Consider the following 22865-nt stretch of genomic DNA (forward strand, 5'->3'; position numbering starts at 1 on the left):
TATCGAGCGAGCAAGCGCCATGCCGGCGCCAGATGATCTGGCGTCATGTTACGAAGAAAACAAGGGTTCCGAGAAGACGCTTTAGCCAAGTTTTACACGCAAGAAAAAGCCCCGGCACCTGGGAAGGGGCCGGGGCGTTGTGTTTTCGCAAACGGACGTGGGGTCCGTCCGCGATCCCTGCTCAGGGACCGACCGATGCGAGCGCCGCGTTCAGCGTGGCACTCGGCCGCATGACGGCCTCGCACTTCTTGGCGTCGACCAGGTAGTAGCCGCCGATGTCCGCCGGCTGGCCCTGTACGGCCGCGAGTTCCTCGACGATCTTCTTCTCGCCGCGGCCGAGGGCCTCGGCCAGCGGAGCGAACTTCGACTGGAGCGCCTTGTCGTCCGTCTGCGCGGCCAGTTCCTGCGCCCAGTACATCGCCAGATAGAACTGGCTGCCGCGGTTGTCCAGCTGGCCGGTCTTGGGCGACGGATTCTTGTTGTTGTCCAGCAGCTTGCCGGTGGCGGTGTCCAGCGTGCGCGCCAGGATCTTGGCCGGGGCATTGTTCGTCTTGAGGCCCAGGTCCTCCAGCGACACCGCCAGGGCCAGGAACTCGCCCAGCGAATCCCAGCGCAGGTGGTTTTCTTCCACCAGTTGCTTGACGTGCTTGGGCGCAGAGCCGCCCGCGCCCGTCTCGTACATGCCGCCGCCGGCCATCAGCGGCACGACCGACAGCATCTTGGCGCTGGTTCCCAGTTCCATGATGGGGAACAGGTCGGTCAGGTAGTCGCGCAGGATGTTGCCGGTGACCGAGATGGTGTCCAGGCCACGGATGACGCGCTCCAGCGTGTAACGCATGGCGCGCACCTGCGACATGATCTGGATGTCCAGGCCCTGGGTGTCGTAGTCCTTGAGGTAGGTCTGCACCTTCTTGATCAGTTCCGCTTCGTGCGGGCGGTACGGGTCGAGCCAGAACAGCGCCGGCATGCCGGAGTTGCGGGCACGGGTGACCGCCAGCTTGACCCAGTCGCGGATCGGCGCGTCCTTGACCTGGCACATGCGCCAGATGTCGCCGGCTTCCACGTCCTGCGACAGCAGCACCTCGCCGGTGGCGATGTCGACGATGTTCGCCACGCCGTCTTCGTTGATCTCGAAGGTCTTGTCGTGCGAGCCGTATTCCTCGGCCTGCTGCGCCATCAGGCCCACGTTCGGCACCGTGCCCATGGTCACGGGATCGAAGTTGCCGTTGGTCTTGCAGAAGTTGATGATCTCCTGGTAGATCCGGGCGAAGGTGCTTTCCGGGATGACCGCCTTGGTGTCCTTCGGCTTGCCGTCGGCGCCCCACATCTTGCCGCCGATGCGGATCATGGCCGGCATCGAGGCGTCGACGATCACGTCGTTGGGGGCATGCAGGTTCGTGATGCCCCTGGCCGAATCGACCATCGCCAGCTCGGGACGGTGCTCGTGGCAGGCATGCAGGTCACGGATGATCTCTTCCTTCTTGGTCGAAGGCAGCGACTCGATCTTCGTGTAGAGGTCGACCATGCCGTTGTTGACGTTCACGCCCAGTTCGTCGAACAGCTTGCCGTGCTTCTCGAAGGCCTCCTTGTAGAACACGCGCACGGCGTGGCCGAAGACGATGGGGTGCGACACCTTCATCATCGTGGCCTTCACGTGCAGCGAGAACATGACGCCCGTCTTGCGGGCGTCTTCCATCTGCTCTTCGTAGAAGGCCAGCAGGGCCTTCTTGCTCATGAACATGCTGTCGATGATCTCGCCAGCCAGCAGCGACACCTTCGGCTTGAGCACGGTGGTCTTGCCGCTCTTGCCGACCAGTTCCATCCTGACGTCGCGCGCCTTGTCCAGCGTCATCGACTTTTCGCCGTGATAGAAGTCGCCGTGCTTCATGTGCGCCACGTGCGTGCGCGAAGCCATGCTCCACTCGCCCATGCTGTGCGGGTTCTTGCGGGCGTATTCCTTGACGGCCTTGGGGGCGCGGCGGTCCGAATTGCCTTCGCGCAGCACCGGGTTCACGGCACTGCCCAGGCACTTCGAGTAGCGGGCGCGGATCGCCTTCTCCTCGTCGGTCTTGGGATCTTCCGGATAGTCGGGAATCTTGTAGCCGCGGGACTGCAGTTCCTTGATGGCGCTGATCAGCTGGTGCACCGACGCGCTGATGTTCGGCAGCTTGATGATGTTGGTGTCGGGCAGCAGCGTGAGCTTGCCGAGCTCGGCCAGGTTGTCGGGCACGCGCTGCTCGTCGGTCAGCGCCTCCGGAAACTGCGCCAGGATGCGGGCGGCCACCGAAATGTCGCTGGTCGTCACGTCGATGCCGGCCGGTGCCGTGAAGGTACGAATGATCGGCAGGAAGGCCTGCGTCGCCAGGAAAGGCGCTTCGTCGGTCAACGTGTAGATGATGGTTGGTTTGCTCATGCGGCCTGCATCCTTGATGTCATAGAGTCTGTGTGTCACCGGCGCCCGCCGGATCGTCGATTATTGTCGCCGCTCGCCGGCCCTTGCGCTGCAGGCGGGGCGACGCTCACATGTTCTCGATCATCACCCGCCCGAAACCCGAGCAGCTGACCTGCGTCGCGCCGTCCATCAGGCGCGCGAAATCGTAGGTGACCTTCTTGCTGAGGATCGATCGGCGAAGCGACCGGATGATCAGGTCTGCGGCCTCCTTCCAGCCGATGTGGCGCAGCATCATCTCGGCCGAGAGGATCTCCGACAGCGGATTGACGTAGTCCTTGCCGGCGTACTTCGGCGCCGTCCCGTGCGTGGCCTCGAACATCGCCACCGTGTCGCTCAGGTTGGCACCGGGCGCGATGCCGATGCCACCCACCTGTGCGGCCAGTGCGTCGGAGAGATAGTCGCCGTTCAGGTTGAGCGTGGCGACCACCGAGTATTCCGCGGGGCGCAACAGGATCTGCTGCATGAAGGCGTCGGCCACGCGGTCCTTGACCGTGATGGACTTGCCCGTGTGGGGGTTCTTGACCCGCATCCAGGGGCCGCCGTCGATCAACTCCCCGCCGAACTCCTTCGCCGCGAGGCCATAGCCCCAGTCACGGAAGGCGCCTTCTGTGAACTTCATGATGTTGCCCTTGTGCACGATCGTCACGGAGGGCTTGTCGTGGTCGATCGCATACTGGATCGCCTTGCGCATGAGGCGTTCCGTCCCCTCGCGCGACACCGGCTTGATGCCGATGCCGGACGTTTCGGGGAACCGGATCTTCTGGACGCCGAAGTCGTTCTGCAGGACGGCGATGAGCTTCTTGGCCTGCTCGCTGCCGGCAGCGAACTCGATGCCGGCATAGATATCCTCCGAGTTCTCTCGGAAGAGCACCATGTTCGTCTTGTGCGGCTCCTTCAGCGGGCTCGGAACACCGTCGAAATACTGGATCGGCCGGAGGCAGACGTACAGGTCGAGCGCCTGACGCAACGCCACGTTGAGCGAGCGGATGCCGCCCCCCACCGGCGTGGTCAGCGGGCCCTTGATCGAGACGACGTGGTCGCGCACCGCCTGCACGGTTTCGTCCGGCAGCCATACGTCGGGGCCGTAGAGCCGGGTCGACTTCTCGCCGGCGAAAACTTCCATCCAGTGGATTTTTCGGCTGCAGCCGTAGCTTTTGGCCACGGCTGCATCGACCACCCGCAGCATGACCGGCGTGATGTCGACGCCGATGCCGTCGCCCTCTATGAAGGGAATGATCGGCTGATCCGGCACACGGAGAGAATTGTCGGCGCTGACGGTGATCTTCTGGCCGGCGGATGGAACCTGAATGTGCTGGTAGCTCGACATGGGGCGGAGTTGCTCCGAGGTGACATTTGATGGTCGAAGCGACTTCAACCGCTGTTATTAGCCTTAGAATTTTAGACGCAAGCAATCATGTCGAAAGCCGTGTCAACCGCGGTCGATGCGGCTTCGTTGTTTGCTGACCTTCTGCTGGGCGGAAGGCGTAATCACTCAACTCCTCGAGGAATTTCTAAATGAACAAAGCTCTCGCAGTCCTGATCGCTGGTCTTTTTGCTGCAGGCGCCTACGCCCAGACCCCCACGGCTGAGAAAGCGCCTGTGACCAACACGACGCCCCAGGCACGCGCCGAAGCCAAGGTGGCGAACAAGCCTGCCGGTCAAGTGAAGGCAGGCGCCGGCGGCGATATCAACAAGGTGCCTGAAGGCGGTGCCATCGGCACCGACAAGGCCGCTGTCGCCGGCGAAAAGCGCGCTGAAACGCGTGATACCCGCCGTCGCAACAAGGACGGCTCGGTCAAGCGCAAGTCGACCCAGGGCGGCACGCCCAACTAATTGGGGCTGCACACAAAAAAAGCGTTCTTCGGAACGCTTTTTTTTGGCCTGCATCAAAGCTTTTTCCCAGCCGACAGCGTATCTCTCTCGAATTGGGTAGGCTTTCATCCCTCTTTTTCATTTTTGAATTCCTTCGCATCATGTTTTCGCGTGTCATTGCCCTGCTTTCCCTGTGCCTGCTGCCTTTTGCTGCGCTTTCCCAGGAAGCCCAGACGGATCTGCCCCGCGTCAAGTTGTCGGCGGGCATGTACCAGATCGACGCGCAGGTCGCGCAGACGCCCCTGCAGCAGCAGGTCGGCCTCATGTACCGCAAGGAGATGCCACAGGCCGAGGGGATGCTGTTCGTCTTCGAGCAGCCATCGACCCAGTGCTTCTGGATGAAGAACACGCTGCTGCCTCTGTCGGCCGCATTCGTCGCCGACGACGGCCGCATCGTCAACATCGTCGACATGCAGCCGCTCACGCTCGAATCGCACTGCTCGGCTGAGCCGGTGCGCTTCGTCCTGGAAATGAACCAGGGCTGGTTCGCCCGAAAGAACATCAAGAAGAACGCCAGGCTGGGCGGCGCCCCTTTCCAGCTCGGACGCTGAGCGGCCGGTGCACGGCATCAGGACGAAAGAAAGCCGGCACGAAGCCGGCTTTCTCTTGAGGGCGGAACCCGGACTTAAGCGAAGTTCTTCTGCGCGAAGCCCCAGTTGACCAGCTTGGCCAGGAAGGTCTCGACGAACTTCGGGCGCAGGTTGCGGTAGTCGATGTAGTACGCGTGCTCCCAGACGTCGACCGTGAGCAGCGCCTTGTCGGCGGTCGTGAGCGGCGTGCCGGCAGCGCCGGTGTTCACGATGTCGACGGTGCCATCGGCCTTCTTCACGAGCCAGGTCCAGCCGGAGCCGAAGTTGCCGACGGCCGACTTCACGAAGGCTTCCTTGAAGGCATCGTAGCTGCCCCACTTGGCATCGATCGCCTTGGCCAGTTCACCGGTCGGTGCACCGCCGCCCTGCGGCTTCATGCAGTTCCAGAAGAAGGTGTGGTTCCAGATCTGTGCGGAGTTGTTGTAGATGCCGCCACTGGACTTCTTGATGATGTCCTCGAGCGTCATGTTCTCGAACTCGGTGCCCTTCTGCAGGTTGTTCAGGTTCACGACGTAAGCATTGTGGTGCTTGCCGTAGTGGTACTCGAGCGTTTCCTTCGAGTACTCGGGCGCGAGGGCGTCGAGGGCGTAGGGGAGAGGAGGAAGGACGTGTTCCATGTTCTTGGCTCGTGGGTTGGTTGTGGAATGGAGGGATTCTAGAAAGTATTCAGATGCCCTGCGTCGGCGGTGGCGCCGTGTTGACGGCGGTGACGTTCAGATCGAGGCTGCCATCGGCCAGACGTGCCGTCAATGCATCCCCGGCCGTGATGTCCGAGCTGCTTGTCACGGCACGGCCCCGTGCGTCGAGCAGCCAGGCATAGCCGCGCTGAAGCACCTGGGCGGGGTCGAGAAGACGCAGTCGATCGCTCAACCGGTCGAGGTGTTCCCGATGCCGCCGCACCCCGCCCTGCCACAGCGCGGGCCAGCCTTGCTGCGTCATCCGTGCGTGCTGCGCGAGCCGCTGGTGTTGCGCCGCGACGGCATAGCGCAGGCGCTGCGCCTCCCGGCCCAGACGCAACTGCTGACGCAGCACCGCGGACGAGGGGCGACCGAGTCGCCCGGCTGCCAGATCCAGCCTTTGACCGAGCAGGTCGAGCCGCCCACCGACGGCGTCCTGCAGTCTGCCCTCGATCAAATCCAACGCCCCGAGCCAGACATCGCGCGGCGCGGACACGAGCTCCGCCGCCGCGGTCGGGGTCGGCGCGCGCAGGTCCGCGCAGAAGTCGGCGATGGTGAAGTCGGTCTCATGGCCGACCCCGCAGACCACAGGCACAGGACTTCGCGCGATGGTTCGCGCCAGGGTTTCGTCGTTGAAGGCCCAGAGGTCCTCGATCGAACCGCCGCCGCGCACCAGCAGGATCACGTCGACCGGTTGCGGTGACGTCCAGAGCGATTGCAAGGCCCGCACCAGTTCGGCCGGCGCGCCCGCGCCCTGCACCGCCGCCGGGGCCAGCACCACGGGAATGTGCGGCACCCGGCGGCGCAGGGCGGTCACCACGTCGTGCAGCGCCGCGGCACCCAGCGACGTGACCACGCCGACGGCACGCGGCATGGCGGGCAAGGACCGCTTTCGCGCGGGGTCGAACAGCCCCTCGGCCTCGAGCTTGGCCTTGCGCTGCAGGAACTGCTCGAACAGCGCCCCCTGCCCTGCACGCGCCAGGCTTTCGACCACCAGCTGCAGGTCACCACGCGGTTCGTAGACGGCCAGCCGGCCGCGCACCTCGACCTGATCGCCATCGCGCGGCGTGAAGTCCACCAGGCTGGCAGCGCGTCGGAACATGGCGCAGCGCAGTTGCCCGGATGCGTCCTTGAGCGCGAAGTAGCAGTGGCCGCTGGCCGCACGCGAGAAACCCGAGATCTCTCCCTGCACGGTGACCGGGTTGAAGCGCGCGTCCAACGCATCGGCCACTGCGTGACACAGCGCGCCGACCGCCCACACGCGCGGTATCGCGCCGCGCGACGCCTCGGCATCGATCACGACGCAGCGCTCTCGGCGGCAGGCACTCTTCCACAGTGCATCGCATGCACGGTGCCCTGCCCCACACGCGACTCAGCGAGGCGCAGCTTGTGGTGCAAGTTGTTGATTTCAATCGGGAAACTGCTGCTCAAAATTCGATCGTCCTAATGCAAGGCCCTGTTCATGCGGGTGCGCGGCAGTTGCCAACGCAGTTAATCACAAAGTTATCCACAGAAACTGTGCGCCATCGCCGACGGGGATGACGCTCGTTTTCTTTTGTTGCCGCGGGTGATAATCGCCGCGCATTTGCAATCCATGGGCCGGAGGATTTCTTGTTTTCCATCATAGTTGCTGCGGGCTGGCCGATCTGGCCGCTGCTCGCCTGTTCGGTGCTGGCCTTGGCTCTGGTGATCGAACGTTTCGCCAGCCTGAAGACGGCGCGTGTCCTGCCGCCCAAGTTGCTCGATGAAGCCATCACGGTCTCGCGCAACGCGGTACCGGGCCCCGACGTCGTGACCAAGCTCGAAAAGAATTCCGCGCTGGGTGAAGTGCTCGCCTCCGGGTTTCGGGCGCTCAACGCCGACCCGCGCTGCAGCGAGGAAGACGTGCGCGCCGCCATGGAAGCCTCCGGTCGCACGGTGGCCCACCGACTGGAGCGCTGGCTCCCCGCGCTCGCCACCATCGCGTCGGCTGCGCCGCTGCTCGGCCTGCTGGGCACCGTGATCGGCATGATCGAGATCTTCGGCTCGCAATCGCCGGCCGGCGGCGCGGTGGGTTCGGGCAACCCGGCGCAACTGGCGCACGGGATCTCGATCGCGCTCTACAACACCGCCTTCGGCCTGATCGTCGCCATCCCCACGCTGATCTTCTGGCGCTACTTTCGCACGCGGGTCGACGAGTACCTGCTGAACCTCGAACTCGCCGGTGAGCGCTTCGCGCGGCATCTCAACGCACTGCGCAAGTGAGCCCGTGATGAAGCCCGGCCGCATGCACTTCCGCCACGGCTCGCGCGACGAGCCGGAGATCAACCTGATCCCGTTCATCGACGTGTTGCTGGTCGTGCTGATCTTCCTGATGCTGTCGACCACCTACAGCAAGTTCACCGAGATGCAATTGCGCCTGCCCGTGGCCGATGCCGAGCCGCAGCGCGACTACCCGAAGGAAGTGATCGTCGCCGTGTCGGCCGACGGTCGCTACTCGATCAACCGGAATGTGCTGCCCGACCGCAGCGTCGAGACGGTCGCCGCCGCGCTGACGGCGGCGGGCGGCACCAAGGACAGCGTGGTCATCATCAGCGCTGACGCCAGTGCTGCGCACCAGGCCGTGATCACCGTGATGGAGGCCGCACGCCGGGCCGGCATGGTGCAGATCACCTTCGCCACGCAGTCCGCCGCGCAGGCGGGGCGCTGACTTGCCGCTGCAGCGCGCCTGGCTGGAGCGAGGCGCGGTCGCGCGACTGCTGTGGCCGCTGTCACGACTTTTCGGCCTGCTCGCGGCGCTGCGCCGCGCGTTGTACCGGGTGGGCTGGCTGCGCACCGAGCGCGCCAGCGTGCCGGTCGTGGTGGTGGGCAACGTGGTCGCCGGCGGTGCGGGCAAGACGCCGGTCGTGATGGCCATCGTCGAACATCTGCGCGCCCGCGGCGTGCGGGCCGGGGTGATCTCGCGCGGCCATGGCCGCCGCACTACCGACTGTCGCGAGGTGCGCGACGACAGCGATCCGCGCGACGTCGGCGACGAACCGGCGCTGGTACGCCGCTCGACCCGGGCACCGGTGTTCGTCGCCACGCGGCGCATCGATGCCGCGCGCGCGCTGACGGCGGCCTACCCGGACGTCCGCCTGATCGTCAGCGACGACGGCCTGCAGCATCTGGCGCTGGCGCGCGACGTCGAGATCTGCGTCTTCGACGACCGCGGCATCGGCAATGGCTGGCTGCTGCCGGCCGGGCCGCTGCGCGAGGCGTGGCCGCGGGCCTGCGACCTAGTGCTGCACACGGGGTCCCGGCCGGCCTTCGCCGGCTTCACGGCGCGACGTTCGCTCGCCGACTCGGCCATGTCCGCGCAAGGCGCCACCGTGCCGCTCGCAGAATTGGTCGGTCGGCCGTTGATCGCCGTGGCCGGCATCGCCAGGCCCGAATCCTTCTTCCAGATGCTGCGCGACAAGGGCTTGACGCCCACTCGCTGCATCGCCCTGCCCGATCACCACGACTTCGACGATTGGGCGCCGATCGCCGCAGGCGACGGCACCGTGCTGTGCACCGAGAAAGACGCGCTCAAGCTCTGGCGCCGACAGCCGGACGCGCTCGCGGTGCCGCTGCGCTTCGAGCCGGTGCCGGCCTTTCTGGCGGCGCTCGATGCAAAGCTATCATCGCTCGATGGACACCAAGCTTCTTGAACTGCTCGTCTGCCCCGTGACCAAGGGCCCGCTGACCTGGGACGCCGAGAAAAAGGAACTGGTCTCGCGCAGCGCACGGCTGGCCTACCCGGTGCGCGACGGCATTCCCGTGCTGCTCGAGAACGAAGCGCGCACCCTGTCGGACGACGAACTCGGCCTTTAATGCCCTTCATCGTCCTGATTCCGGCGCGGCTGGCGTCCACGCGCCTGCCCGACAAACCACTCGCCGATATCGCCGGTGTGCCCATGGTCGTGCGGGTGGCGCAGCGCGCGCAGGCATCCGGCGCCTCGCGCATCGTCGTCGCAGCGGACGATGCACGCATCGTCGAGGCCTGTGCCGCACACGGCATCGACGCCCTGCTGACCCGCACCGACCACCCGAGCGGCAGCGATCGCCTGGCCGAGGCCTGCACGCGACTCGCGCTGCCGGACGATGCGGTCGTCGTGAACGTGCAGGGCGACGAGCCCCTCATCGACCCGGCGCTGATCGATGCGGTGGCGGCTGAACTCGCGGCGCAACCGGATGCGGTCATGAGCACCGCCGCGCACGCGATCGACACGTCCACCGACTTCGGCAATCCGAACGTGGTGAAGGTGGTGCTCGACGCACGCGGCTTCGCGCTGTACTTCAGCCGCGCGCCGATTCCCTGGTGGCGCGACGCACGCGCGTCGACCGACGGGCCCGCGCTGCCGACGGCGCCGGCACCACTGCGGCACATCGGCATCTACGGCTATCGCGCAGGCTTCATCCGGAAGTTTCCGACGCTGGCGCCGGCCCCCATCGAGGCCACCGAAGCGCTCGAACAGTTGCGGGCGCTGTGGCACGGCTTTCGCATCGCGGTGCACGTCAGCGACCACCGTCCAGGGCCGGGCATCGACACGCCGGACGACCTGGCACGCGTGCGTGCGCTGTTCGCCGGTCGCTGAGGTGTCTTTCGCGGGCATTTCGCACGGGTGCGCATGCTATCCTCGACGCAACTCCGCCCTGCCCCTTGCCCTCGTGGCCGGCTTGGCGTGACAGAAATCTAAGAACCGTCCGAGGACACCATGAGACTGATTTTGTTGGGCGCCCCCGGGGCAGGCAAAGGCACGCAAGCCGCTTTCATCTGCAAGAAGTACAACATCCCGCAAATCTCGACGGGCGACATGCTGCGTGCCGCCGTCAAGGCCGGCACGCCGCTGGGCCTGCAGGCCCAGGCCGTGATGGCCTCGGGTGCGCTGGTGAGCGATGACCTGATCATCAACCTCGTCAAGGAACGCATCGCGCTGCCCGACTGCGCGAGCGGCTTCCTGTTCGACGGCTTTCCGCGCACCATTCCGCAGGCCGACGCCATGCGCGCGGCGGGCGTGAAGCTCGACTACGTGCTCGAGATCGACGTGCCGTTCGCCGACATCATCGAGCGCATGAGCGGCCGTCGCTCGCACCCTGCATCGGGCCGGATCTACCACGTCAAGTTCAACCCGCCGAAGGTGGAAGGCAAGGACGATGCGACCGGCGAAGATCTGGTACAGCGCGAAGACGACAAGGAAGAGACCGTGCGCAAGCGGCTCGACGTCTACAGCCAGCAGACCCGTCCGCTGGTGGACTACTACGCCGCCTGGGCCAAGGCCGAGCCGGCCGTCGCCCCCAAGTACCGCGCCATCAGCGGCGTCGGCACGGTCGACGAGATCACGCAGCGCGCACTCGCCGCTCTGAGCAGCTGAAACGCCCGTCAGGCCGGGCTCGAGCGCAGCCCGCTCGGCCTGCGTCGTCAGCGCACGCGCGCCACCAGCAATTCCAGGATCAGCGCGACGCGCGCCTTCACCGGCGTGAGCGCACCAGCGTCGCGAATCGCCGCGTGTGAGGCGCCCACGATGCGCCCCTGTGCGCAACGCGTGGCGCGCAGCACCGCGATGCCCGCCGCCTGCGCGCGCAGGGCCGCGACTTCGATCGTGTGGTGCACCGTGCCGTTGCCCGTCGCCGCCAGCACGAGGCCGTCGACCGCATGCGCAGCATGGGACTGCCGCGCGTGCACCAGCGCATCGATCAGCAGCCCCTGCGCGCCCGCGTGGCTGGTCAGGATCTCGACCCGCGGCCACACAAAGGGTTCGGTCGCGATGACGGCGTCGAGGCGGGCCGGCGCAGCGTCCGCCGGCTCCGGCCAGGCACGGAGCGCGCGAAGGGCGCCCTCTTCCACATAGCCCAGCGGCCCGGCGTCGCCCGAATCGAATGCGTCCAGACGGTAGGTGTGCACCTTCTGCACGTCGAGCGACCGATGGACCGTGCCGGCGCACACCACCGTCACGCCGCTCGCACCGGGCCAGGCCGCGAGGCCGATCGCGTCACGCAGGTTCTGCGGGCCGTCGGGCACCAGCGCGCTCGCCGGTCGCATCGCGCAGGTGAGCACCACCGGCTTGGTCGGGCTCAGCACGGACTGCAGGAAGAACGCGGTCTCCTCCAGCGTGTCGGTGCCGTGCGTGATCACGATGCCGCACACATCCTCGCGCGCCAGCGCCTCGGCGCAGCGGGTGGCGAGCGCCTGCCAGACCTCGAAGTCCATGTCCTTGCTGTCGAGCTGCGCGACCTGCTCGGCCCACACCGGCAGGCCGGGCGGCAGATCGAGCCCCCGCAGCAGGACGTCGACGCCCACCTCGCCCGCTGTGTAGCCGACGTTGTCGGAGGCGGACGCCGCCCGTCCGGCGATCGTGCCGCCCGTGCCCAGAACGAGCACGCCCGGTGTGCCCGGGACGCTTTTGTTCACCATGTCTTGCAAAGTCCGGAAAACTGTTTAAAAATACAGGTACTGGATATGCAACCAGCACCAAGGAGTTCACATGCAGTTCGCCGTCAAGCTTACCGCCCGTCAGCAGCAGATTCTGGACCTGATCCGCAGCACCATCGCGCAGACCGGTGCGCCGCCGACGCGCGCCGAAATCGCCGCCGAACTGGGCTTCAAGTCGGCCAATGCGGCCGAGGAACACCTGCAGGCGCTGGCACGCAAAGGCGCGATCGAACTGCTCAGCGGCACCTCCCGCGGCATCCGGCTGAAGGGGGACGCGCTGCGTTCGCTCAACGAGTCGCGCGACAACCAGTTTTCGCTGTCGCTGCCGGGCATGGCCCAGCTGGCGTTGCCGCTGGTGGGTCGCGTGGCGGCGGGTTCGCCGATCCTCGCGCAGGAGCATGTGGACCAGACCTACTACGTCGAGAACACGCTGTTCCAGCATCAGCCCGACTACCTGCTCAAGGTGCGCGGCATGTCGATGCGCGATGCCGGCATCATGGACGGCGACCTGCTCGCCGTGCAGTCCACCAAGGAAGCGCGCAACGGCCAGATCGTGGTCGCGCGCCTGGGCGACGAAGTGACCGTCAAGCGCCTCAAGCGCAACAAGCAGGTGATCGAGCTGCACGCTGAGAACCCTGACTACCCCACCATCGTGGTTCAGCCCGGCGAACCCTTCGAGATCGAAGGCCTGGCCGTCGGGTTGATCCGCAACACCATGCTGATGTAGTGCATCGCAAGGGCTGCAACAGGTGGCGGGCGTATGGCAATCAGGCCATCACCCTGTCGCAGTCCCATCCAGCAATCCTGCCTGTGTTCAACCTCTGACCTTGGAGTTCGCATGGGAATCGTTCTGCTCACTTTCGTCGATCTGCTCACCCCGCTGCAGTCGCTCGCCCACCGCTGGATGCCAGAGCGCCGCGCGCGCCGCGGCACCAGTTTCGACGCCCACGCCGACCTGCGCTATGTGGCCGTGCGGCCGGCCTGCACGCAGCGCGCGGGCACGACCACCGCCGGTCACGTGCACGCACCTGCGGCAGCGCGGCCGCTGCGTGTGGTCCGCACGGTCGACGCGCAGCAGCCAGGTCACCGGGCCGGCCGCGTCGTGATCTCCGGCCGAATGGCCGATGTGTGCGCCGAACTCGACCGCCTCGCGGCACTCGAGGCCGCCGACACCGTGCGCGGCGCGCGTCCACTGCACTGAAATGAAACCCACCCCGGGCGCGCCTGCGGCGCCCGGCGCTCGCAGCCAGAGCACCATGGAAAACTGACACGCGCCCGGGCGCATCGAGCGCCCACGCGTGCAGACGGCACTGCGCAGCGGCCTTGACCTCGGGCGTGACACGCATCCCGCCGAGCCCCCGCGAGCTTTCGTGTGACGCGAGGCACAATGGCACGCCATGAACATTGTGATTCTCGACGACTACCAGGATGCGGTGCGCAAGTTGCAATGCGCCGCCAAACTCGATGCCTACGCGGCGAAGGTCTATACCAACACCGTCAAGGGCATCGGCCAGTTGTCGGTGCGTTTGAAAGACGCCGACGTGATCGTCCTGATTCGCGAACGCACCCAGATTTCCCGCCAGCTGATCGAGAAGCTGCCCAAGCTCAAGCTCATTTCCCAGACCGGCCGGGTCGGCAACCACATCGACATTACGGCCTGCAGCGAGCAAGGCGTCGCGGTGGCCGAGGGCAGCGGCTCGCCGCTCGCACCGGCCGAGCTGACGTGGGCATTGATCATGGCGGCGATGCGGCGACTCCCGCAGTACATCAGCAACCTCAAGCACGGCGCCTGGCAGCAGTCCGGCCTCAAGTCGGCCTCGATGCCGCCGAACTTCGGGCTGGGCTCGGTGCTCAAGGGCAAGACGCTGTGCATCTGGGGCTACGGCCGCATCGGACAGCTGGTTGCACGCTACGGCCAGGCTTTCGGCATGCAGGTGGTGATCTGGGGCCGCGAACAGAGCCGCGACCTCGCCCGCTCGGAAGGCTTCCAGGTCGCGCCGAGCCGCGAGGCCTTCTTCGCTGCCGCGGATGTGCTCACGGTCCACCTGCGCATGAACGACGACACACGCGGCATCGTCAGGCTGGAAGACCTGTCGCGGATGAAGCCGACCGCGCTGTTCGTGAACACCTCGCGCGCCGAACTGGTCGAACCCGACGCGCTTCTGGCGGCCCTCAACCGCGGCCGGCCCGGGATCGCCGCGATCGATGTGTTCGAGAGCGAGCCGCCCTTGCAAGGGCATGCGCTGCTGCGGCTGGAGAATTGCATCTGCACGCCGCACATCGGCTACGTCGAGCAGGACAGCTACGAGATGTACTTCGGCCAGGCCTTCGACAACGTGGTGAGCTTCATCAAGGGCAACCCCACCAACATCGTGAACCCCGGCGCCCTGCAGGTTCGCCGCTGAGGGTGTTGCCGCCGCTCAGCGCCGGCGACGCGGCCGAGGCGCGATCTCGGCCTCGATGACCGGATCGAACAGTTCCAGATCGAGCCGCAATTCGGGCAGCGGCATGTCGTCGGTGGTCGGCGGCGAGGGCGGTCGCTTCTCCAACTCGAGTTCACTGGGCAGGGTTTCGAGCGTTTCGAGCGAAGTGCTGTCGAAAGGCATCGCCTCATCCTGATCGGTGCGTTCCTGCCGCTCGTTCACCGACATCGGACGCGTCCACTGTCCCTCTTCGTGCCATGAGGGCGGCGTCGACGCCGTCGGTCGCGCGCCGGCCGTACCAGGGTGCGCGGCGATGACCGTGTCGTGCGACAGCGTCTCGTCGATGGCGCCATACAGCGACGGCAGCGGCGCGTCGGGCGCGTTGTGATCACCACCGGCCAGGCCCACTTGTTCGGTCGCGCGGTCCAGCTCGGCCGGCCTGGTCGGCTCAAGCTTCGCTTCGTGCGTGTCGAGGAAGGACAGCGGCGTGACCGGCGTCGGCGGCGCGCTGTCCGGGTCGATCACTTCTTTCGCGACCGAGTACAGCAGCAGCAGTTCGCGGTACGCAGCGAGGTCGAAGCTCTCGTCGCCGCGCGTGCCGGGCTTGCGGAACACCAGCTCCTCGATGAGGCCCAGCGTGCCGGGTCGCGGCCATTGGGCTTCGATACGGGCCAGGGTCGAGCGGTAGTGTTCGAGGCCCCGGCCGACTTCGGAGAAATGTTCGAAGTCCGGCACCGAGGCGTTGAACGCCCGCTCGAATTCCTGACCGACCCGTGCATAGTCGTCGCGCCGGTCGAGCGAGTGGTAGATGCGCAGCAGGTCGAGGTAGGCGAGCGCACTGGTCTCCGGGTTGTCGGCGATGTGCTCGCTGAGCACCGCGATCGCCTGGTCGTGCTGGCCGAGCGAGACGAAGAAGTCGGACTGCTGCTGCACGTCGAACAGCTCCTCGGTGTTCACGTGGCGTGCGGGGGCGCTGTCGTCTTCGGGCAGCGGTGGCAGCGTGTCAGGCGCCTCGTCCTCGGTGTCGGCCGCGAGCAGCGCGGTGCCGAACGGGCCGGTCTTGGGCGTCGCGGAAACCTCGGCCAGCGCGCCCGCCGAGCCGACGGCGGAGGTATCGCCGCCAGGCGGCAGGGATGCGCCGTCGTCCTTGGCCATCGTGTCGCCCCACCAGGCCGGGCCGGTCGTCCGACGCGCCACGCGCCAGAGCATGAAGAGACCGATCAATGCCAGCAGCAGGAGCAGGCAGAGCGCGTACACCAGCGGATTGCGGTAGCGGCTGTCGCGCGCCTCGGCCACTTCGCTGCGCATCTCCAGCAGCAGGCGCTGGCTCTGGGCGCTCTGCTCGCGCAGGGCGGCCAGCGTGGCCTCGAGTGCCTTCATGCGTTCGTTGGCCCGCTGGAGCTCTTCGGCATTGGCCGCTGCGCTGGCGGCTGCGAGCGCGGCGGACACGGCCGGATCCGGGGCCCCCGGCGCGGCGGCACCGGATGCCGCCAGCGCTGGATTGCGCGCCGCCGACGCGTCGAGCGGATCGAGTTGCAGGCGCGCGCCGCCACTCGCGGACGGCGAACCCGTCGGCGGCACAGCCGGCGCCGAGGCGCCAGCGGCCGGAGGCACCGCCTGTGCCCGTGCCGAAGGGGCGGCGGCGCTGCGGCGCGCCGGTGGTGTGGCGCGAGCCGCCGGAGCGCGCGCTTCGCCACGCTCCGCCGAAGCAGCAGGACGGGGACGGGGTGTGACCGCGCGCCGCGAGGGCGTGGTCGGCGACGCCGCAGCGGCAGCGGATCCGCTGCCCTCGCCTGTGGCGCGCTGTGGGCGGCGGTTGCTGCGGGCGGCTGGCGCGTCGGTGCTCCCCGACGACGATGCACCCGGCACAGCGGGCAGCACGGGCGCTGCGGCGAACTCGACCGGCATGTCGGCCAGCAGCACGAACTGGCGGCTGGACGTGGCCTGGCAGCCCGCCCGTACGGTGACCTGCACGACCGGCTCCTCGACCGGCATCGTCGAACGAATGTGGATGCGCGTCTGGCCCGGCCGGGCGCCCGGTTCGAGCGATACAGTCACGCGTCGGTCGTCCACCCGTGTGCCGCCCTGGACCATCTCGGCCTCGGCGCAGAGTGAATCGCCGCCCTCGCCTTCGGTCTGCGTCAGCGGCACCACGAGATCGAGCGGTCGGCCGATCCAGACAGCGCCCTGGGGCTGCCCAAGCGTCAGTGCGAGAGAGGGAACGGCGAACCCGAGTAAAAACAGGGGCGCTACGCGACGGAGGAGTTGCAAGATGGACCCGAAAGGCAACCTAAAGTAAACACATTCTGACACGATTGTCTTTTAGCTTTTTACATACCTGAGCATTTAACAAATGACTGTGAATTTTTCAAAGGTGGCCGTGGTCGGTGCAGGGGCCATGGGCCGCGGCATCGCTCAAATCGCCGCACAGGCGGGCAGCGACGTGCTGCTGTTCGACAGCTTCGACGGCGCCGCCGTCCGAGGGCGCGACGCGGTCGTCGCGCAATGGCAGAAGCTGCATGAGAAAGGGAAGTTCGATGCGGTGCAGTTGCAGACCCTGGTCGAACGGCTGTCCGCCGTCGGGTCGCTGGCCGACCTGACGAACTGCGATCTGGTGGTGGAAGCCGTGGTGGAGGACATTCAGGTCAAGCGTACGCTGTTCCGCGAGCTGGAGGGCCTTGTCGACAGCGCGGCGACGCTCGCCACCAACACCTCGTCGCTGTCCGTCACGGCGATCGCGGCCGGCATGGCGCACCCTGAACGCCTGGCGGGCTTCCATTTCTTCAACCCCGTGCCGCTCATGAAGGTGGTCGAGGTCGTCGCCGGCTTCAAGACCGCCCCCGCCGTGTGCGAGCGGCTGGCCGGCTACGCGCGCCAGATGGGCCACAGCGCGGTGCAGGCACAGGACACGCCCGGCTTCATCGTCAACCATGCGGGCCGCGGCTTCGGCACCGAGGCGCTGCGCATCGTCGGCGAAGGCGTGGCCGATTTCGCGACCATCGACCGCATCCTGAAGGACCAGGCGGGCTTTCGCCTCGGCCCCTTCGAGCTGATGGACCTCACTGCGCTGGACGTGTCGCACCCGGTGATGGAATCGATCTACCGGCAGTACTACGAGGAGCCACGCTACCGGCCGAGCGTGATCACGGCGCAGCGGCTCGCGGCCGGCGCACTGGGCCGCAAGACCGGCGAAGGCTTCTACCGCTATGTCGACGGCGTGGCGCAGGTCGAGGCCGAGCCCGCCGCCCCGGTCGTCGCCGACCCCATCGCGGTGTGGGTGTCGCCGCGCGCCGCGCGCCGGGCCGAACTGCTCAAGCTGATCCACACGCTCGGTGGCCGGCTCGAGACCGGCGCCGCGCCCTCGCCCGCCGCGCTGATCGTGGTGGCCCCGCTGGGCTTCGACGTGACCACCGTGGCGGCCGTCGAGCGCCTCGACGCCACGCGCACCGTCGGCATCGACATGATGGTCGACGACGCTGCGACCAAGCGCCGCGTGCTGGCCACCAACCCCGCCACGCGGCGCGACATGCGCGATGCCGCGCATGCGCTCTTCGCGCGCGACGGCAAGGCCGTCAGCGTGATCCGAGACAGCGGCGGCTTCGTCACGCAGCGCGTCGTCGGCACCATCGTCAACATCGCGGCCGACATGTGCCAGCAGCGCGTCTGCTCGCCGGCCGACCTGGAGACCGCCGTGCGCCTCGGCCTGGGCTACCCTCAGGGCCCGCTCGCGATGGGCGACCTGTACGGGCCGACCAACATGCTCGAGGTGCTGTTCAACCTCCAGACCGTGTACGGCGACCCGCGCTATCGCCCGAGCCCGTGGCTGCGCCGCCGCGGCGCGCTCGGCCTGAGCCTGATGCACGAAGAAGAATGAGAACGAGACGACCATGACCGCCGAACTCCGAAGCACGACCGAGGGCAGCACGATGGTGCTGACCATCGCCAACCCGTCCCTGCGCAACGCGCTCGATCCGGCCATCTACGCCGCCGGCATCGAAGCGCTCAACGGCGCGGAGAACAGCAGCGAGATCCGCAGCGTCGTGATCGTGGGCGAAGGCGCATGGTTTTGCGCCGGCGGCTCGCTGCAACGGCTGCAGGCCAACCGCCAGCAGTCGCCGTCGGTGCAGGCCGAATCGATCGAAGGCCTGCACAACTGGATCGACGCGATCCGCACCTTTCCGAAGCCGGTGATCGCCGCGGTCGAAGGCGCGGCCGCCGGCGCGGGCTTCTCGCTCGCGCTGGCCTGCGACCTGGTGGTGGCGGCACGCGACGCGGTCTTCGCCGCGTCGTACAGCAACGTCGCGCTGTCGCCCGACGGCGGCATGAGCTGGCACCTGGCGCAGTCGCTGCCACGGCAACTGGCCACCGAATGGCTGATGGGCGGCGAGCGCATCGCCGCAGCGCGTCTTCACGCACTCGGCCTGGTCAACGCACTGGCCGACAGCGGCCAGGCACTCACCACCGCGCTGCAGCTGGCCGAGCGCCTCGGCGCCCGCGCACCCAATGCGCTCGCGAGCATCAAGGAACTGCTCAACGAGGCACGCGGTGCCACGCTGTCCGCGCAGTTGTCGCAGGAGCGCGACCACTTCGTGCGCAACCTGCATCACGCCAACGCAGGCATCGGCATCGCGGCCTTCCTCGCCAAGGAAACGCCGCGCTACGAGTGACGCGGCAACGCGTCGCTCCCGAGACACCTCTGCAGCCCTTCAGTCGCCGACAGGACAGCCCCATGGACGAGCCCATTCTTACCATCGACGAACGCGAAGCGATCAACAGCGGTCGCTGGTTCTCATCCCTTTCACCCTCACTGCGGCACGACATCCTCCGATGCGCATTCGTCAGACGTCACAAGGACGGCGACCTGCTGGCCGCCCGCGGCGATCCACCCGAAGGATGGATCGCGTGCGCCAAGGGCGCGGTGCGCGTGAGTTCGACGACCGTTGCGGGCAAGCAGGTGACGCTGACCTACGTGGAGCCCGGCATCTGGTTCGGCGACGTGGCAATGTTCGACGGGGACCGTCGCACGCACGATGCCTATGCCCATGGCGACACCACCACGCTCAACGTGGCGCGTGCGGACTTCCAGAAGATCCTCGCCACGCATGTGGAGCTGTACGAAGCGCTGATGCGCCTGCAGGCGCGTCGCATCCGCCAGCTGTTCGGACTGGTGGAAGACCTCAACACCCTGCCCTTGCGCGCCCGGCTCGCCAAGCAGCTGACGCACCTGGTGCGCAGCTACGGGGTGCCCAGCCTGGCCGATGGCAGCCAGATGCGCATCGGGCTGCATCTGGCGCAGGAAGAACTCGCGCAGTTGCTGGGTGCCTCGCGCCAGCGCGTCAACCAGGAACTCAAGGCGATGGAGCGCGAGAACGTGCTGCGCATCGAGCCGGGTGGCCTGGTCGTGCTCGACCGGGCCGGACTCATGCAGATTGCGGAAGCCGACCTCTAACCTTTCATCGCCGGCCATGACCCAGGACTTCAGCAGCTTCATCGGGACGCGTGCTGTCGCGCCGCAACACAGCGTCGACATCGACGCGCTCGCCGCATGGCTCGATGCGCATCTCGACGGCTTCCGGGGTCCGCTGACGGTGGAGATGTTCAAGGGCGGGCAGTCCAACCCGACCTACAAGCTGATCACGCCGAGCCAGAGCTACGTGATGCGCGCCAAGCCGGGGCCGGTGGCCAAGCTGCTGCCTTCGGCGCATGCCGTGGAGCGCGAGTTCAAGGTGATGCGCGGACTGGCCGGCACCGACGTGCCGGTGCCGCGCATGCTGTGCCTGTGCGAAGACGAGTCCGTCATCGGTCGCGCCTTCTACGTGATGGAATTCATGCAGGGCCGCGTGTTGTGGGACCAGTCCCTGCCCGGCATGGACAAGGCCGAGCGCGCTGCGATCTACGACGAGCTCAACCGCGTCATCGCCGCCCTGCACACGGTGAATTTCGCCGAGCGCGGGCTGGCCGATTACGGCAAGCCGGGCAACTATTTCGAGCGCCAGATCGGCCGTTGGAGCAAGCAATACGTCGCCTCGGTCACGCAAGCCATTCCCGAGATGGATCGGCTGATGGCGTGGTTGCCCGCCCACATTCCTCCGACCGCACGCGATGACTCGCTGACCTCGATCGTGCATGGCGACTACCGGCTCGACAACGTGATGTTCCACCCCACCGAGCCCCGCGCCATCGCCGTGCTCGACTGGGAGCTGTCGACGCTCGGGCATCCGCTGGCCGACTTCAGCTACCACTGCATGGCCTGGCACATCCCGCCGGGCGCCTTTCGCGGGCTGGGCGGCGTCGACGTCGCGAGCCTCGGCATCCCGACCGAGGCCGCGTACATCCGCCGCTACTGCGAACGCACCGGCATCACCACGCCCGAGGCGCTGGCGCCCGACTGGAATTTCTACCTCGCCTACAACCTGTTCCGCATCGCTGCCATCCTGCAGGGCATCGCGAAACGGGTCGAAGCCGGCACCGCGTCGAGCGAACAGGCGGTGGCCTCGGGCCGCGGCGCGCGGCCCATGGCGCAGATGGCCTGGGCCTTCGCACAGAAGGCCTGAGAGGCTGAGCCAGCGCCCCCGCACCGCCACACGATCGACCCCTCACCCCAGGAGACACCATGGACTTCGAATACTCGGCCAAGACAAAGGCATTGCAGGCGCGCGTCAGCGCCTTCATGGACGAACACATCTATCCGAACGAAGCGGCCTGCACCGCCGAACTGGCGGCCAACACCGCCGCAGGCAAGCGCTGGACCCCGCTGCAAACCATCGAGAAGCTGAAGACGAAGGCCAAGGCCGACGGCCTGTGGAACCTGTTCCTGCCGGTCGACAGCGCCGAGCACTCGGGCTACCAGGGCGCGGGCCTCACCAACCAGGAATACGCGCCGCTGGCCGAGATCATGGGCCGTGTGCCATGGGCCAGCGAGGTCTTCAACTGCTCGGCGCCCGACACCGGCAACATGGAGACCATCGCCCGCTACGGTTCCGACACGATCAAGGCACGCTGGCTCAAGCCGCTGCTCGAAGGCGAGATCCGCTCGGCCTTCGCGATGACCGAGCCGGACGTGGCCTCGAGCGATGCGACCAACATCGAGACGCGTATCGAGCGCCAGGGCGACGACTACGTGATCAACGGCCGCAAGTGGTGGATCTCCGGTGCCGCCGACCCGCGCTGCGGGGTCTTCATCACCATGGGCAAGAGCAACCCCGACGCGCCGCGCCATTCGCAGCAGAGCATGGTGATCGTGCCGGCCGACGCCAAGGGCATCCGCATCGTGCGCCCGCTCAACGTGATGGGCTACGACGACGCACCGCACGGCCATGTCGAGATGTTCTTCGAGAACGTGCGGGTGCCGGTCGACAACATGCTGCTGGGTGAAGGCCGCGGCTTCGAGATCGCCCAGGGCCGCCTCGGCCCGGGACGCATCCACCACTGCATGCGCCTGATCGGCCTGGCCGAGCGCGCGCTCGAGCTGATGTGCCGACGCGCCTCCTCGCGCATCGCCTTCGGCAAGACCGTGGCTTCGCAGACCGTCACGCAGGAGCGCATCGCCGAGGCGCGCTGCAAGATCGACATGGCCCGCCTGCTCACGCTCAAGGCCGCGTGGCTGATGGACGTGGCCGGCAACAAGGTTGCCAAGAACGAGATCGCGATGATCAAGGTGGTGGCCCCGAGCATGGCCTGCCAGGTGATCGACTGGGCGATGCAGGTGCATGGCGGCGGCGGTATGTGCGACGACTTTCCCCTGGCCTTCGCCTATGCGCATGCGCGCACGCTGCGCTTCGCGGACGGCCCGGACGAGGTGCATCGCAACGCCATCGCCAAGTGGGAGCTCGGCCGCTACGCGGTCGACAAGAAGGACATCGATCCGCCCGTCACGCGCTTCTGAGCCTCCCGCCTTGCCACGTCGAAGCCGCCCCGGCGCCCCGCGCCTCGGCGGCTTTTTGGCTGGCGTTACAGCTTCTTCTGCAGAAAGACCGCCGCACCGAAGGCCGGGTCGAGCTGGTAGCCGGCGAAGCCTTCGCGCTCGTAGGCGCGCAGCGCAGGGGCGTTGCCCTGCAGCACCTCGAGGGTGAGCTTGCAGGCACCGCGTGCGATGGCCTCCTGCTCGACGCGTGCCAGCATGCGCTGTGTGATGCGCTGGCCGCGATGGCTCGGCAGCACGACCACGTCGTGCACGTTGACCAGAGGTCGGCATGCGAAGGTGGAGAAGCCTTCGATGCAGTTCACGAGTCCGACCGGCCGCGTGCCGTCGAACGCGATCACGCTGAACGCCTGCGGTCGGGCCGCGAGGGCGGCCGGCAGTCCGGCCAGCACCGCGTCCGTCAACGGCGTGCCGCCACCGGCCGGGTCTCGGGCATACGCGTCGAGCAAGTCGACCAGGGCGCATGCATGCGCCGGGTTGCCGTAGTCGGCCATCAC

23 protein-coding genes are annotated in these 22865 nt (G+C 67.2%); 16 read left to right on the forward strand and 7 right to left on the reverse strand.

From position 1 onward, the window contains the following. Window positions 1-181 precede the first annotated feature (181 nt). Window positions 182-2413: an NADP-dependent isocitrate dehydrogenase gene (locus N8A90_RS13360; RefSeq protein ID WP_262075397.1), complete on the reverse strand. Its 2232-nt coding sequence runs from the start codon at window positions 2411-2413 to the stop codon at window positions 182-184. Window positions 2414-2519: 106 nt separating this feature from the next. Then, window positions 2520-3779: an NADP-dependent isocitrate dehydrogenase gene (icd, locus tag N8A90_RS13365; RefSeq protein ID WP_262075398.1), complete on the reverse strand. Its 1260-nt coding sequence runs from the start codon at window positions 3777-3779 to the stop codon at window positions 2520-2522. A 188-nt stretch (window positions 3780-3967) separates the two neighbouring features. Here icd and N8A90_RS13370 point away from each other — a divergent pair, with 188 nt between their 5' ends. Both N8A90_RS13370 and N8A90_RS13375 read left to right on the forward strand, forming a co-directional pair. Further along, on the forward strand, window positions 3968-4285 hold the full coding sequence (locus N8A90_RS13370; RefSeq protein WP_262075399.1) for a cell envelope biogenesis protein TolA: 318 nt from the start codon (window positions 3968-3970) through the stop codon (window positions 4283-4285). A 140-nt stretch (window positions 4286-4425) separates the two neighbouring features. Then, window positions 4426-4875, forward strand: coding sequence for a DUF192 domain-containing protein (locus tag N8A90_RS13375; RefSeq protein ID WP_262075400.1), 450 nt, complete (start codon window positions 4426-4428; stop codon window positions 4873-4875). 74 nt (window positions 4876-4949) lie between these two features. Here N8A90_RS13375 and N8A90_RS13380 read toward each other — a convergent pair whose 3' ends face one another. Next, the gene (locus tag N8A90_RS13380; protein WP_262075401.1) at window positions 4950-5531 is read right to left on the reverse strand and encodes a superoxide dismutase; all 582 of its coding nucleotides are present in this window, start codon (window positions 5529-5531) and stop codon (window positions 4950-4952) included. Between the two features lie 49 nt (window positions 5532-5580). Next, window positions 5581-6888, reverse strand: coding sequence for an exodeoxyribonuclease VII large subunit (xseA, locus tag N8A90_RS13385; protein WP_410087680.1), 1308 nt, complete (start codon window positions 6886-6888; stop codon window positions 5581-5583). A 314-nt stretch (window positions 6889-7202) separates the two neighbouring features. Here xseA and N8A90_RS13390 point away from each other — a divergent pair, with 314 nt between their 5' ends. The 6 genes from N8A90_RS13390 (at window position 7203) to adk (ending at window position 10966) form a co-directional block, all read left to right on the forward strand. Then, window positions 7203-7835, forward strand: coding sequence for a MotA/TolQ/ExbB proton channel family protein (locus N8A90_RS13390; protein WP_262075403.1), 633 nt, complete (start codon window positions 7203-7205; stop codon window positions 7833-7835). A 22-nt stretch (window positions 7836-7857) separates the two neighbouring features. Continuing rightward, window positions 7858-8280 carry an ExbD/TolR family protein gene (locus N8A90_RS13395; protein ID WP_262075485.1) on the forward strand — a complete coding sequence of 141 codons (423 nt, stop codon included), beginning with the start codon at window positions 7858-7860 and terminating at the stop codon, window positions 8278-8280. A gap of 1 nt (window position 8281) precedes the next feature. Beyond that, window positions 8282-9262, forward strand: coding sequence for a tetraacyldisaccharide 4'-kinase (lpxK, locus tag N8A90_RS13400; protein WP_262075404.1), 981 nt, complete (start codon window positions 8282-8284; stop codon window positions 9260-9262). Further along, the gene (locus N8A90_RS13405) at window positions 9243-9425 is read left to right on the forward strand and encodes a Trm112 family protein (protein ID WP_262075405.1); all 183 of its coding nucleotides are present in this window, start codon (window positions 9243-9245) and stop codon (window positions 9423-9425) included. The genes lpxK and N8A90_RS13405 overlap by 20 nt, the downstream gene beginning before the upstream one ends. Then, the gene (gene kdsB, locus N8A90_RS13410; RefSeq protein ID WP_262075406.1) at window positions 9425-10189 is read left to right on the forward strand and encodes a 3-deoxy-manno-octulosonate cytidylyltransferase; all 765 of its coding nucleotides are present in this window, start codon (window positions 9425-9427) and stop codon (window positions 10187-10189) included. The genes N8A90_RS13405 and kdsB overlap by 1 nt, the downstream gene beginning before the upstream one ends. A 120-nt stretch (window positions 10190-10309) precedes the next feature. Then, window positions 10310-10966 carry an adenylate kinase gene (gene adk / locus N8A90_RS13415; protein ID WP_262075407.1) on the forward strand — a complete coding sequence of 219 codons (657 nt, stop codon included), beginning with the start codon at window positions 10310-10312 and terminating at the stop codon, window positions 10964-10966. A gap of 47 nt (window positions 10967-11013) precedes the next feature. Here the strand turns inward: adk and N8A90_RS13420 are convergent, their stop codons facing one another. Continuing rightward, window positions 11014-12006 (reverse strand): asparaginase, encoded by a 993-nt coding sequence (locus tag N8A90_RS13420; RefSeq protein ID WP_262075408.1) that lies wholly within the window; start codon window positions 12004-12006, stop codon window positions 11014-11016. 70 nt (window positions 12007-12076) lie between these two features. Between N8A90_RS13420 and lexA the strand changes: the two genes are divergently transcribed. The 3 genes from lexA to N8A90_RS13435 all read left to right on the forward strand — a co-directional run bounded on the left by lexA (window position 12077) and on the right by N8A90_RS13435 (window position 14429). Then, entirely contained in the window at window positions 12077-12751 is a 675-nt protein-coding gene (lexA, locus tag N8A90_RS13425; protein WP_262075409.1) for a transcriptional repressor LexA, read from the forward strand. A gap of 111 nt (window positions 12752-12862) precedes the next feature. After that, window positions 12863-13225: a hypothetical protein gene (locus tag N8A90_RS13430; protein ID WP_262075410.1), complete on the forward strand. Its 363-nt coding sequence runs from the start codon at window positions 12863-12865 to the stop codon at window positions 13223-13225. A gap of 196 nt (window positions 13226-13421) precedes the next feature. After that, on the forward strand, window positions 13422-14429 hold the full coding sequence (locus N8A90_RS13435) for a D-2-hydroxyacid dehydrogenase family protein (RefSeq protein WP_262075411.1): 1008 nt from the start codon (window positions 13422-13424) through the stop codon (window positions 14427-14429). A 15-nt stretch (window positions 14430-14444) separates the two neighbouring features. Here the strand turns inward: N8A90_RS13435 and N8A90_RS13440 are convergent, their stop codons facing one another. After that, on the reverse strand, window positions 14445-16598 hold the full coding sequence (locus N8A90_RS13440) for a hypothetical protein (RefSeq protein ID WP_262075413.1): 2154 nt from the start codon (window positions 16596-16598) through the stop codon (window positions 14445-14447). Between the two features lie 202 nt (window positions 16599-16800). On the opposite strand from N8A90_RS13440, the gene N8A90_RS13445 reads away from it, so the two are divergent. The 5 genes from N8A90_RS13445 (at window position 16801) to N8A90_RS13465 (ending at window position 22332) form a co-directional block, all read left to right on the forward strand. Further along, a complete protein-coding gene (locus N8A90_RS13445; RefSeq protein WP_262075414.1) occupies window positions 16801-18321 on the forward strand; it encodes a 3-hydroxyacyl-CoA dehydrogenase in 1521 nt (506 codons plus the stop codon). Between the two features lie 13 nt (window positions 18322-18334). Further along, the gene (locus N8A90_RS13450; RefSeq protein WP_262075416.1) at window positions 18335-19114 is read left to right on the forward strand and encodes an oxepin-CoA hydrolase, alternative type; all 780 of its coding nucleotides are present in this window, start codon (window positions 18335-18337) and stop codon (window positions 19112-19114) included. Between the two features lie 62 nt (window positions 19115-19176). Beyond that, a complete protein-coding gene (locus N8A90_RS13455; protein WP_262075417.1) occupies window positions 19177-19896 on the forward strand; it encodes a Crp/Fnr family transcriptional regulator in 720 nt (239 codons plus the stop codon). Window positions 19897-19912: 16 nt separating this feature from the next. Further along, complete coding sequence (locus N8A90_RS13460) at window positions 19913-21001, forward strand: phosphotransferase (protein ID WP_262075418.1); 1089 nt, start codon at window positions 19913-19915, stop codon at window positions 20999-21001. Between the two features lie 59 nt (window positions 21002-21060). Further along, a complete protein-coding gene (locus N8A90_RS13465) occupies window positions 21061-22332 on the forward strand; it encodes an acyl-CoA dehydrogenase family protein (RefSeq protein WP_262075419.1) in 1272 nt (423 codons plus the stop codon). A gap of 65 nt (window positions 22333-22397) precedes the next feature. Here N8A90_RS13465 and N8A90_RS13470 read toward each other — a convergent pair whose 3' ends face one another. Continuing rightward, the gene (locus N8A90_RS13470; RefSeq protein ID WP_262075486.1) at window positions 22398-22862 is read right to left on the reverse strand and encodes a GNAT family N-acetyltransferase; all 465 of its coding nucleotides are present in this window, start codon (window positions 22860-22862) and stop codon (window positions 22398-22400) included. Window positions 22863-22865 lie beyond the last annotated feature (3 nt).

The organism is Variovorax sp. N23 (genome assembly GCF_025486315.1).
GTDB lineage: Bacteria > Pseudomonadota > Gammaproteobacteria > Burkholderiales > Burkholderiaceae_C > Variovorax.